13 protein-coding genes are annotated in these 13,013 nt (G+C 31.0%); 9 read left to right on the forward strand and 4 right to left on the reverse strand.

Features of this window, described 5'->3' with window-relative positions:
- Positions 1-68: 68 nt before the first annotated feature.
- Positions 69-1,160, reverse strand: a complete 1,092-nt coding sequence (locus tag CLV91_RS08525) for a vWA domain-containing protein (RefSeq protein ID WP_121066407.1) — start codon at positions 1,158-1,160, stop codon at positions 69-71.
- 141 nt (positions 1,161-1,301) lie between these two features.
- Between CLV91_RS08525 and CLV91_RS08530 the strand changes: the two genes are divergently transcribed.
- From CLV91_RS08530 to CLV91_RS08545, 5 genes are all read left to right on the forward strand, one after another.
- Entirely contained in the window at positions 1,302-2,312 is a 1,011-nt protein-coding gene (locus tag CLV91_RS08530) for an XdhC family protein (protein WP_121066410.1), read from the forward strand.
- Positions 2,309-2,917 carry a nucleotidyltransferase family protein gene (locus CLV91_RS08535; RefSeq protein WP_121066413.1) on the forward strand — a complete coding sequence of 203 codons (609 nt, stop codon included), beginning with the start codon at positions 2,309-2,311 and terminating at the stop codon, positions 2,915-2,917. The genes CLV91_RS08530 and CLV91_RS08535 overlap by 4 nt, the downstream gene beginning before the upstream one ends.
- Before the next feature lie 225 nt (positions 2,918-3,142).
- The gene (locus CLV91_RS16850; RefSeq protein ID WP_170146726.1) at positions 3,143-3,283 is read left to right on the forward strand and encodes a hypothetical protein; all 141 of its coding nucleotides are present in this window, start codon (positions 3,143-3,145) and stop codon (positions 3,281-3,283) included.
- On the forward strand, positions 3,264-3,779 hold the full coding sequence (locus CLV91_RS08540; RefSeq protein ID WP_211333204.1) for a hypothetical protein: 516 nt from the start codon (positions 3,264-3,266) through the stop codon (positions 3,777-3,779). Before CLV91_RS16850 ends, CLV91_RS08540 begins: the two co-directional genes overlap by 20 nt.
- A gap of 10 nt (positions 3,780-3,789) precedes the next feature.
- A complete protein-coding gene (locus CLV91_RS08545; RefSeq protein WP_121066419.1) occupies positions 3,790-4,113 on the forward strand; it encodes a hypothetical protein in 324 nt (107 codons plus the stop codon).
- 52 nt (positions 4,114-4,165) lie between these two features.
- On the opposite strand, the gene CLV91_RS16855 is transcribed toward CLV91_RS08545, so the two are convergent.
- Positions 4,166-4,312, reverse strand: a complete 147-nt coding sequence (locus CLV91_RS16855) for a hypothetical protein (protein WP_170146727.1) — start codon at positions 4,310-4,312, stop codon at positions 4,166-4,168.
- A gap of 230 nt (positions 4,313-4,542) precedes the next feature.
- Positions 4,543-5,175: a GntR family transcriptional regulator gene (locus CLV91_RS08550; RefSeq protein ID WP_121066422.1), complete on the reverse strand. Its 633-nt coding sequence runs from the start codon at positions 5,173-5,175 to the stop codon at positions 4,543-4,545.
- Positions 5,176-5,295: 120 nt separating this feature from the next.
- Between CLV91_RS08550 and CLV91_RS08555 the strand changes: the two genes are divergently transcribed.
- The gene (locus CLV91_RS08555; RefSeq protein WP_121066425.1) at positions 5,296-6,099 is read left to right on the forward strand and encodes a hypothetical protein; all 804 of its coding nucleotides are present in this window, start codon (positions 5,296-5,298) and stop codon (positions 6,097-6,099) included.
- 51 nt (positions 6,100-6,150) lie between these two features.
- On the opposite strand, the gene CLV91_RS08560 is transcribed toward CLV91_RS08555, so the two are convergent.
- Positions 6,151-7,614, reverse strand: coding sequence for a c-type cytochrome (locus CLV91_RS08560; RefSeq protein WP_121066428.1), 1,464 nt, complete (start codon positions 7,612-7,614; stop codon positions 6,151-6,153).
- Positions 7,615-8,124: 510 nt separating this feature from the next.
- Here CLV91_RS08560 and CLV91_RS08565 point away from each other — a divergent pair.
- The 3 genes from CLV91_RS08565 (at position 8,125) to CLV91_RS08575 (ending at position 12,990) form a co-directional block, all read left to right on the forward strand.
- Positions 8,125-8,583, forward strand: coding sequence for a cold-shock protein (locus CLV91_RS08565; protein WP_121066430.1), 459 nt, complete (start codon positions 8,125-8,127; stop codon positions 8,581-8,583).
- Positions 8,584-8,716: 133 nt separating this feature from the next.
- Complete coding sequence (locus CLV91_RS08570) at positions 8,717-11,257, forward strand: sugar-binding domain-containing protein (protein ID WP_121066433.1); 2,541 nt, start codon at positions 8,717-8,719, stop codon at positions 11,255-11,257.
- A 179-nt stretch (positions 11,258-11,436) separates the two neighbouring features.
- Positions 11,437-12,990: a DEAD/DEAH box helicase gene (locus CLV91_RS08575; protein WP_121067855.1), complete on the forward strand. Its 1,554-nt coding sequence runs from the start codon at positions 11,437-11,439 to the stop codon at positions 12,988-12,990.
- The last annotated feature ends 23 nt before the right edge of the window (positions 12,991-13,013 follow it).

Consider the following 13,013-nt stretch of genomic DNA (forward strand, 5'->3'; position numbering starts at 1 on the left):
TTTTTCATGAAAACCAAAAAAAGGCTCTAAAAAAGAGCCTTTTACTATATAATATAATCGGTATTTCTTTAATTACATCCTCCTTTAAAGCCAGATGCATTAAACTTAGTTTGCACAGCTCCTTGCTTATTCCCGTTTCTAACCTGTATGGCTAAATTGTTTTCTCCACTGCCATCTCTCTTAGGGCTACAATATTCAAATAGATAAAAACTATTTGCTTGTTCAGATACTTTAAAAGAAATATCATTAAAAGTATTTTCTAACTCTTCTTTATTGCTAGCAAAAACACTGGAAGTTTTTCCAATTTCGGTTAAAACATCCGTATCAATCTCCGCTCCTAAACCAATAGAGAAAAAAGAAATATTAGCATTAGCATCGGTTACCTTTTTAAGAGCAGCATCTTTTTCATATCTAGATGCTTGATCCGTACCATCTGTAAATAATACTACGGATGATGCTCCAATAGTATTATTCTTAGTGCTTTGTTTTAAAACATCTTCTGCAATATTGGTTGCTTTTATAACCGCGCCATATAAATCTGTAGAGGGGTCATTACTTATGTCATCCGTAATAGCATCTACTGATCCGGTTAACTCTTGCTTATTAGAAGTTAATTCATTTAATAAGTGCAATTTATCTTCCCCATCAAACCAATAAATAGCCATTTTAAAAGATTCCTGTGTAGTTGCAGGCATTACATTGTCTATAAAACTAATGGTTGCCAATTTTAATTCTTCTAAACTACTACTAAGAACACTATTACTTAAATCTAATACCAAAATGGTACTTGTGCTAAATATTTGTGAGTTTGGAGAAATTCTTGCAAAAGACTCTGATGTAGATATAGTATTAAAGCACGCATCATTTCTACCTTGTTCATAAATGGTAAATTGATCTGCTGTTAAACCAGGAACTGGTTTTCCATCCGTGTCTGATACTTTAAAGAAAATAGAAACTTTGCCTGGTAGCGTAGTAAATTCATCTTGAATAGATAAAACCAAATCACTTTCATCTAAACCTAAACAGTCATCCACAGGTTTTCCCTTTCCTAAACCATCTCCAAGGTTTAAGTTTAAATTCACATCATCATCTGCATTTCCACATGAAATAGCTATAAAAAGTACAAAACATATACTTATAGCTTTTAAAACATTTTTCATTTTCATTAATTTTGAGTTCAACAAGCAGAACGTAGGTTTTAGATATTAAGTATAGATACACGTAAATTATATGTTAAAGATTGTTAAAGAAACTTTGATTTGCTTCTATTACTTTTATAAAAGTTTATTTTGCTAGCTAGTATGATACATGAATTTAAAAATATAGTAGAAAGTAACAACCAAGCTAATAAAGAAGGATATAAAACGGTATTAGCGACTGTTGTTGCATTAGATGGTTCTTCTTATAGAAGACCTGGTGTACAAATGCTAATTTGGGAAAACGGCAAATTTACAGGAGCTGTTAGTGGTGGTTGTGTAGAAAAAGAAATTAAAAGGCAGGCTGCAACTGTTTTTTCTTCTGGAACCCCAAAAATTATGACGTATGATGGTAGGTTTAGACTAGGCTGTGAAGGTGTGTTGTACATATTAATAGAACCATTTAAACCTAGTCAAGAGTTTTTAGAGGTATTTGCCGCTACAATAAAAAATAGAAAAGGTTTTTCTCTAAGCTCTTATTACAATAAGAAAGATGGTGTAGATAATAACTACGGAACTTTATGTTTTATAGATAAGAAGACTTTTTCAATTCAAGGAAAACAAATCAATACTACTTCTCTTTTAGAATTCACACAAGAAATGGCTCCTAGTAATAAGTTACTATTAATAGGAGCAGAGCATGATGCGGTACAGTTATGCTCTTTTGCTACTGCCTTAGGTTGGGATGTAACTATTATAACTTCTCCTTTAGAGGAAAAAGATATTTTGGATTTCCCTGGAGCTAAGAATTTAATTGCTGTAGAACCAGAAATGCTTAGTACGGAAAATATAGATACGCATACAGCTGTAATGTTAATGACACATAGTTATGCAAAAGATTTAAAATACTTATTAACTATAAGCACTACTTCTCCTATGTACCTTGGTACTTTAGGGCCTTTAAAAAGAAGAGAAAAGTTATTGCATGATTTTATGGAATATAAACCAGATGCAGATTTGGATTTTATGGAAAACATTCATGGCCCAGCTGGTTTGGATATAGGAGCAGAAACACCCCAAGAAATAGCTATCTCTATTATGGCAGAGATTTTGGCAGTTGTTAGAGACAGAAAACCTATAATGCTTAAAGATAAAGTAAAAGGAATTCACCAATGAGTATAGAACCCTCTACAGCTATTCTTATTCTTGCAGCAGGTGCATCTACTAGGATGAAAAATAAAATAAAGCAACTACTACCATGGAAAGAAAGTACACTACTTGGTACTACGATAAAAGTTGCCAGAGAATCTAATGCCCAAGAAATTTTAGTGGTTTTAGGTGCTTATGCAAGTAAAGTGAGTCTAGAGTGTAAAAAACAAGAAGTAAAGTATACGATACACCCAAATTGGAAAAATGGTTTGGGCTCTAGTATTGCATTTGGTGTAAAACAAATACGAGCATTAGAAAATAAATACCAAAACATTTTAATTTTACTAGCGGACCAACCTTATATTTCTACAGAATATATAAATGCGATGATAAGAGGTGCTAAGAATTCTAGCATTGTAGCTACTACCTACGCACATGGTTTTGGTGTTCCTGCTTTATTTAGTAACAAATACTTTATAACCTTAGAAATGTTGCATAAAGATTTTGGTGCAAAAAAACTTTTAGAACAAGAAAAGCAAGAAGTTCAAAAATGTGAGAGTACTTTAAATACTTTAGATATTGATACTTTTGAAAGTTATTTGCAATTAGTTGCGCAAAAAAGACAAAAATAGTTCTCTTGCCTGTGTTTTATTACCATCTGTATGTCAGGGGATTATAGAGACAAAAACAAAAACCTCAGTTTTTGTGAGGTTATAAGTTTGCACAATTATCTTAATACGCATACCTTTAGTAAGAATTATAATACGTTGTAGTTCGTCGAAAGCTGATGCTTTTGTACAATTTTTTTAGTAGTGCTATTGTTATTTAAGGGTTACAAACCCCTAAAAAATAATATTATGATTACTAAAAAGCTTTATCTTCTAGCAGCCTGTTTTTGTTTAGTTGCTTTAAATTATTCTTGTACAGAAGAATCTACAGCAGAGACTGATGAAACCTATGGTGTTGCAAGGGATGAAATTGAAGAAAGAGATACTTAAAGAACTTTTTAAAGCGGTGGCAATCATTGCATTGTCATCGCTACCTTATATTCATGATGTTATTACTATTCGTGGAGGAGCCTTTCCTGCTTGGGTTCCTGATTGGGGCATTGAAGAATTTTTAACCAATTCTGAAGGTTATATTGCAGGATTTTCTTCTTATCGTGTTTTTATATACACTTTTTTAATACATCTTTTTGCTCATTTAGGCTATGTTGGTTGGTTTTTTGATGCTAAAGATAAATTATATCGTCCTTTTTTATTAGTTCCTGTCTCTCTTAGTTTATATCAAATTATACTAATTTTATTTGATTTTAGAAGCTCTGATTTAAATGAACCACACATAAAAATAGTTTTAACTATAGCAATTAGTTCACTCTTAGCTATAAACTTCTTTTTTAATAATAAAAAAATACTATCAGAACACTTTCTCAAACATAAAAATTCCCTCAAGACTAATAAAAAACCATTACAAACCAAAGAAAAAAACATATAGTAAGCTAGCTATGTACACAAACGGGACACAATTTAACTTTGTAAAAGGCGCAGTAGGCGTTATAAACACTAAACTAGGAGAAACCTTAAAAAGACTTAATCAAATATTATATGGCGTTGTAGAAGCAAAGCCTTATACTTTTGATTGGGATTATATAATTAAAGAATATGAAGCTACCTGCGCAGGTGGTGATATAGATGAGTTTTGCTCTAGTTTTGTTCATGGCTACGCCATGATGAATAACTTTTTAAGCGACCATGCTATAAAAGAAGCTATGTATGTAGAGCTTAGAGCAAATTTAATTGCTAAAAGAGTAAGTGGAGAAATAGCATAAATATGTAAATGCTAAACACACCAAATGATTAAAACATATTGGAGAACTGTTATTAACTAACTAGTTCTTCATTTGTGTTATCTTCTGTAATGTCATAGTCTTGAAAAATACCACAAGAAATGTTTTCTTTAATTAAAGATTTTTCAGATTTTTTCTTGCTATTTAAAATAGCTTCTATTTCAGGAGAAAGATATTTCATAATGCCTAAATTTTAAATTTCTATAAAAACGTTGTAATTATTACTTTGTTGTGTAATTCTTACATTTTTTTTCTTACAACGAATTAAATACAGTACAATAGTACTTTCTTTTGTTGTTTTTATCTAACAATTTACAAATACTTTGTGATTTATTAACAGAAATTTATACTATCACCTATAAAAAACACACTTTTTTAGTTGAAAGTAACTAGTTCCTAGTTAAGTTGCTTCTATTCTACACCAAGCTGTTTTAATATATAATTTAATATCAACATCCAATTCATCTTTAATAATAAAGATGCTGTAGGTATATTGTCATCTTCAATAGCAGCTATAATAGCCTCATGCTGATTGTCTGTTCTATTGTAAAAAAATTCGTTTTTCATAAACGCATTTTCATAGAAAAAGATTCTTGTTTTTAAATCTGTCAAAACCTGTAGTGCTATATCATTTGTATAATATTTAGTAAGTAAGTTATGAAACTCAAAATCGGCATTAATTCTAGAAATAGCATCTGGTGCATTTTCAAATACTATTTGTTGTTCTTTTAATCTTTCTATAGCTGTGGCAGAAAAATCACTATTCTCTATTGCCAAAACTTCTAAATTGGCTACTAATTCATACAAATCACTAGCTTCTTTGGCATTTAATGCTGCAATTACAAAACCTCTATTTGGTATTGCTTTAATAATATTAGCTTGTTGTAATTGTGTTAATGCTTCTCTAATAGGGGTAACACTAACGTTTAATTTTCTTGCTAATGCAGCTAAATTAATTGTATTTCCTATTTGCAAATTACCAAGCACCATTTGTTTAAGCAAATGTTCTCTAACCTGATCTCTTAATACTAGTTTTTGTGCCATTATACAAAGATAACGTATCGTATACGATTTTATGATAGTAATGTTATCGAAAATGAATAATATAAAACACTAAAAACCAAAAAAGTACGTTTGACTCCCGTAACCTAAATTTATTTTAAAATGAAAAAATTACTTAAAAATGTAAAAATTATAGCTACTCTTGCTTTAGTAGTATCTATATTTAATAGCTGTAGTGATGATACAGATAGTAGTACTGACAATTCTATTGAAAAAGAAGAGATTACTTCTGTATTAGCTGCTGAAGGAGTTTCTAATGTAGCAGACACTATTATTACTGATTTATTTGCCGAAAATGGTACTTCTGGAAAACAAGGAACTTCAAACAAGACATCGGAATGTCATTCTATTGTTTTTAATGAAAATGGATATACTGCCACTTTTAATAATTGTGTTTTAAACGGAACAGATAATGTAAATGGTAGTGTAGATATTACTTTTAGTGTTGAAAATGAAATAATTACGTATACAGCAACCTATGACGCTTTTTATGTTGGAGATATTAAGATAGATGGAACTAAAAGCTTTACAGTAAGTTCATCAACTATGCAATCTGAGGTTTCTTTTACGGTTCTTAATGCTATTACAATAGTTATGGCTGATGGTTCGGTTGTTTCTGAAAATGGAACAAAAACAGTTCGTTTAACTACTGGTGCAACAGACGCAACAAGTACTTTTACTGTAGAGGGTGATTGGACCCTAAAAGTAGATGAAACTACGTATGCTATAGTAGTGCAAAATACTCTAGAAGGAAACTTAGCTTGTGAGCATTTTACTGCAGGTATAATGAGTTTAAGTAAAAACGGATTACTTGTAAAAGTTAATTTTGGAGAAGGTACATGTGACGCTAATGCTACGGTTATTTATCCAAACGGAATTACAGAAGATATTTTATTAAACGAGTAAAATATAGTAATATAAAAAGAAAAGGCTTCGTAACTACGAAGCCTTTTCTTTTTATAAAGTTTTTAAATACTCCAGTACAGCTTTACGCTCCTCATCTGAGAATTTATCTCCAAATCGGTGTCCGCCATTACCATAACCTTTTAATGTGGTATCATAGGTGTTTTTATCTGTTTGACTACTTTCTACGGTATAATTCCACCCTAATTTCACATAGTCGTAATCGTTAGTATTGAAAGTCCTTTTCCAAAACTTAGGTCTTTCTTTACTATGTAGCATATCTTCTAAAGTTGGCACAGAGGCATTATGCAAATATGGTGCTGTAGCCCAAATTCCATCTAAAGGAGGAGCTATATAACCACCTTCAGGAGTTAATATTAAAGGGTCCGTAGTACTACCAAACCAGCCAGTATTAAACCAATCAAAAAAATAAGTACTTTCCTCTGTTACGGTAGTATAGTGGTTAGATAATTCGGGGTCCGTTTCTACACTCTCTAAAGCTACTAATAGGTTAGGGTAAGCACCATTTTCTCCATACGTTCCATGACAAGTAGCGCAAGTACCATTAAATAATTCTTTTCCAGTGGTTGCTAATTGCTCATTTATAGCTTCGGGATACTTTGGAGCTTCTAAAGTTTCTATATATGCTAAAACATCTACCGTATTTTCGTCTAACTCTGCTGCTTTAGTAACATCTGTAAGAGTAAGCATACTTGCACCAATCATAGATTTACAAAAATCTAATCTTCCCATGGCGTTATAGAAAATAGCGTTTTTCTTTTTTAATAACCACCAAGCAGGAACATCGGTTGGTATAACTTCATCTGGTAATTCTACATAAGGTTCATTAGACCAAGCAAGCGTATTTTTATCTCTATGAGAAACCAAAACTTCTGCAATTTTATTTGCGGTATTTACCCCTCTACTTTTAGTAATTGTTTTAGGAGCTATGGCTTCAATACTTTTTCTAAATTGGTCATAGGCTTCCCATTCTTCACTATCTGCTCCATAAACAAAAGGAATGGCAACATTTAATGTTTGTGTTTGGATTGCTCGGTTAACCGTAAAATCAGAATCATGACTACCCAAACCAATTATGTATTCGTTATTTATTCTAGAAGAATGACAATTTAAACAATTAGGAGCAACAACACGCACCCCATTACTAGCTGTGACTGCAGTATAATCATAAGGAATTACAGCATTGTCTCCTGTTCTATTTAATACATTACTTGTGTCTTCTCCATTCCCTTGTACAAAGGCATTATACGGAACTCCAGAACTCATATAATTACCAGATAATAAATACTCTTTACCGGCTTCTGCATTACCATTTCGTTGTTCAGAAAAAGGTATTGGTTGGGTTTTTATAACCACAGTTTCTTCTTCTGGTTCTTTATCTATTATTACTTCGGATGCACTATCACTAGAACAAGACAATAGACATAGTTTTACAGAAAAAATAATTCCTAGTAAAAATATATTCTTTCTACTTTTTAAAAAATTAAAAATCTTCATGGAATAATTTTAAATTCTAATCCCTAAAAATACACTATAATTAAACGAGTCTATTTTTCAATAGATATTATGTTACTATTTATCGATTAATAACATTTTAAAGTTCATTTAGGTTAGCTTTTCACTAAATAATTGCAACATTCCAAACCTGTCTTAATTAGTTAAATAACCAATATAGTAAAAGTAGTAATAATATATTGTAAAAATATGTATGTCAAACACTTACAACATGCAAAAAAGAATTTTTCATTTTCATATGCGGAATTAAAATTTGGATCAAAGTATTTAAAATCGAATACTTATAGGTTTCATTACTATTTTTTTACACACAATTCTTTTAAAAATTTGCTAGAAATAGTATCTTTACAGCAGGTTTAATGTAATATACACATCAGTAAATTACATTTATTAGGGTTAATTTTTTTCTGATTAAATTTTTTAGCACTCTTCAAGTAATTATTTTATTTCACATTAAGCCATATAACTAATTCCCTAACTTAATAAGTAATAATGGCAAAGTCGCAACAAACGTTTAATAAAAGTGAAAAAGAAAAAAAGCGTTTAAAAAAACGTGAAGAAAAAAGAAAAAAAATGCTTGCTCGTAAAGAAGAAGCAAAAGAAAATGGAAAAAAAGGTATTCCAATGGCTTATGTAGATTTTAATGGAAACCTTGTAGATACTCCGCCAGACCCATCTATGAAAGTAGAAATTGAAGCAGAAGATATTGTTTTAGGTATTCCTAAAAAAATAGAAGGGGAAGAAGAAGAATTTGACCCAGTACGTAATGGTAAAGTATCTTTCTTTGATACCTCTAAAGGATTTGGTTTTATCATAGATTCTGATAATCAAGAGAAGTATTTTTGCCACGTTAGCGGTTTAATAGATGAAATTGCTGAAAATGATAAAGTTTCTTTTGAATTAGAAAAAGGAATGAAAGGGATGAATGCTGTACGAGTAAAGAAAATTTAATTACATAGAAGTAACATACGTTATTATTGTTACAGAAATAATATACTAAAGGTGGTAATTTTATATTACTGCCTTTTTTGTTTTATAATTGCATTGAATTGTAAATTCACGTTTCAAAATAAATATACTATCCATGAAAAAATTTATTCCAATAATTATAGCCTTATTAGTTGTCATATCTTCTTATGGTCAAAAAGAATTAACAACTAACCTTAAACGAGAAATAGATTTTAATTTTGATTGGAAATTTAAATTACAAAAAGACACTACTTCACTAAAGAAAACACCTTTAAATGATGAAGATTGGCGAGATATTAGATTGCCACATGATTGGAGTGTAGAAATGTCTTTTAGTGAATCTTTAGAAGGAGCTACAGGATATTTACCTGGTGGAGTAGGTGTATATCAAAAACATTTTAAAACCCCTGCTAAGAAATCAGAAAAGAATACCTATATCTTATTTGATGGAGTTTATAATAATGCTACATTTTGGTTAAATGGTAAATTACTTGGAGAAAACCCTTATGGATATTCTCCTGTTTATTTTGATATAACAAATGCTTTAAATGAAGGAGGGCAAGAGAACGTTCTAACGGTTCATGTAGACCACTCTCGTTATGTAGATAGCCGTTGGTATACCGGTAGTGGTATATATAGAAACGTAAAATTGGTAACTCTTAATAAATTGCATATTCCAATCTGGGGAACTTATCTTACTACACCAGAAATAAGCAAAGAAGAGGCTAAAGTGTCTATTGCTGTAACTGTAGAAAATAAAGAAGAATTCAACAATAAATTTGAGCTTTCTACAAAAATAATAGACAAAAATGGAAATAAAGTAGCTTTAAAAACAGATAGTAAATTAAAACTTAAAAAAGGCTCTAAAAGTACTTTTAATCAAGAAATAATAGTAGTAAATCCAGAACTATGGGATACCGAAAATCCTACTATGTATAAGGCAGTAACTTCTATTAGTAAAAATGGAGAAATTATAGATGAGTATACTACTCCTTTTGGCATAAGAAGTTTACATTTTGATGTAAAATCTGGTTTTTATTTAAATGGAGTAAATACAGATGTAAAAGGAATTTGTATTCATCATGATGGAGGTTTAGTAGGTGCAGCTGTCCCAGAAGGAGTTTGGAGACGTAGATTTAAAATACTAAAAGCAGCTGGTGTAAATGCCATTAGAACTTCTCACAACCCTTTTTCTGAAGAATTTTTGAATTTGTGTGATGAAATGGGAATTTTAATCCAGAATGAAGTTTTTGATGAATTAGATTACCCAAAAGATAAAAGACAAAATTACCATGATAGGCATAATGATTATATTTCTCGTGGCTATACAGAACACTTTCAAAAATGGGGAAAAAGTGATTTAACTCGTACGCTTTTAAGAGATAGAAACCACCCAAGTGTATTTCAATGGAGTGTAGGTAATGAAATTGAATGGACGTATTTACATTATAGATATGTTACAGGTTTTTGGAAAGACCCTAACGACCCACAAAAATCTGGAAAATACTGGGGAAGTGCTCCTATGTTTAGTCCTGAGGAAATGAAAAAAAGATATGAAGCTTCTAAAAAAGGAGAATATATTTTAGCAGAAACAGCAAAAAAAGTAAATGGTTGGATTAAAGAATTAGATCCTAGTAGAGTAACTACAGCAAATTTAGTTGTTCCACAAACAAGTCTAGTAAGTGGTTATGCGGATGCTGTAGATATAGCAGGGTTTAGTTACAGAAATAAAGATATTCCATGGGCATTAGAACATTTCCCGAATAAACAAATTACAATAAATGAAAACCCAGGTACTTGGGATGACTGGAAACAAGTGATTGAAAATCCAGGGATATATAGCATTTTTATGTGGACAGGGATTGATTATATGGGAGAACGCGATGGGGATTGGCCAGCCAAAAGTGGATGGGGAGATATGTTAGATTTAGCTGGATTTAAGCTTCAAGGTTGGAATTACTTTAAAAGCATATGGGTAAACAAACCCCATATATCATTAGGTACGGTGCCTTTAGCAGATTCTGGTTTTAAAGAAAGTGGTTTTTCGGCACAGCAATTACCTGAAAATGCGGCAGCATACAAATGGAGAGATACCAATACACATTGGAATTATAAAGAAGGAGAAACTGTAGTGGTAGAGGTATGTTCTAACTATTCTATTGTAGAATTATTTATAAATGGACGTTCTTTAGGAAGGCGTAGTATGTCTGAAAGTCCAGACCGTTTATTTAGATGGACTATACCTTATGAAGCTGGTACATTAACTGCAAAAGCAGGTTTTGATGGTAGCGAAATTACAGCAGAAATAGAAACTACTACTAAACCAGTTGCGTTTACTTTAACAGCAGATAAAACCAACCTAAAATCTGACGCCTATGATGTTTCTCATCTAATTGTTGAATTGGTTGATGAAAAGGGAAGAGTAGTAAAGACTGAAAATGCTAAAATTGAATTTGAAATACAAGGCCCAGCTATATTATTAGGAGTAGATAATGGCGCAAGAGAAAATATTCAAGATTTTCAATCCAATACAATAGTTACAGCAAAAGGGCATAGTTTAGCAATTATACAATCTACTAAAGAATCCGGTAAAATTAAAGTCATTGCTAAATCAGAACTTTATGGTACTCAAGAAATTATAATTAATTCAAACTAATTAAGTAATTTAATACTATAAAAGTTTTTTAGATACACCTATATATAATTTATAAATGGTGAAACTACCAATTGTCTTAATTTTTAGACATTTAAACAAAAAGGAACAGAGTTTTTATTAAAAAATTGGGCAAAACCCTATAAAAGGCCGTAATTTTGCAGTCCCGAGAAATGAAAGGTATGGCAAACTTATCACACGAAGTACAAGAAAAAAAGACAGATAAAGAACTTTATAGCTATCAGAAAGGAGCAATAGACCAAGTTTTTGAAAAATTTGATAGTGCTCCCGATGATTACCATCTTCTTTACCAGCTACCAACAGGTGGAGGTAAAACAGTAATATTTTCAGAACTGGTTAGGCAATACTTAAAAAACCACAATAAGAAGGTTTTAGTAATGACACACCGTGTAGAACTTTGTAACCAAACCTCTAAAATGCTTACGAGCTTTGGGGTGGTAAACAAAGTGGTTAATAGTACTGCTAACCTTGAGGACCAGGACGAATACGTTTGTTTTGTGGCAATGGTTGAAACTTTAAATAACAGGTTAAATGATGATATGTTAGATATATCAGACGTTGGATTGGTTATTATTGATGAAGCCCACTATAACTCGTTTAATAAATTATTTAAGTTCTTTAATAATTCTTTTATACTTGGTGTTACAGCAACACCACTAAGTTCTAACAAGAACTTACCAATGAAAGATAATTATGATGAGTTAATTGCAGGAGAGAGTATTGGTTCGCTTATAGAAAATGAGTTTTTAGCAAAAGCAGAAGTTTTTCAGTATGATATGGGACTTACTTCTTTAGAAGTTGGTTCTAATGGAGATTATACCGTTAAATCCTCTGAAGATTTATATTCTAGCCCTGCCATGTTAGAAAAGCTTTTAGATGCCTATAAGAAGCACTCTAAAGGTAAAAAAACACTTATTTTTAATAATGGTATTAATACCTCTATACATGTGTATCATACTTTTGATGCTGCAGGTATACCGGTAAGGCATTTAGATAATACCGCTACTAAAAAACAACGAAAAGAAATTCTTAATTGGTTTAAAGAAACACCAGATGCTGTATTAACATCGGTTAGTATTTTAACTACTGGTTTTGATGAACCTACTATAGATACTATTATATTAAATAGAGCAACAAAATCACTTACTCTATATTACCAAATGATTGGTCGTGGTTCTCGTATTTTAAATAACAAATCTACTTTTAAGGTTATTGATTTAGGAAATAACTATTACAGATTTGGACCATGGGGAGCAGATTTAGATTGGCAAACTATATTTAATAATCCTAATTTCTACATGGATAGATTGCAGGATGATGATGATATTGAAGCTAATTTTAGACATGAAATGTCTGAAGAGGTTAGAGCAGAATTTCCTAAATCTAAAGAGGTTTATTTTGATATAAAAGCAACCTATATTAGTGCAACTTCTAATGGAGAGTCCTCTAAAGTTGTTTTAGAGCGTTCTATTGCACAACACGCATATATTTGTATAGAAAACAGTGAAGATGTTTATGATGCTTTAGGCTTAGCTAAATTACTTGCAGAAGATATAAACAATAGAATACAAACCTATGCTAAATGTATAAGCAGAAGTACTTTTAATTTTTTACATTGGTTAAAAGACGATTATAAAAAGAAATTAAATGCTTATTTAAGAGCAAATTTTGATACGGTCTTTGAAGATATTCATGGTTACCCACCAGAAGATTAAATTTTCGGTATAAAATATAAAAG

Origin of the sequence: Maribacter vaceletii (assembly GCF_003634105.1) — a bacterium.
In the GTDB taxonomy this organism is placed as follows: Bacteria; Bacteroidota; Bacteroidia; order Flavobacteriales; family Flavobacteriaceae; genus Maribacter_B; species Maribacter_B vaceletii.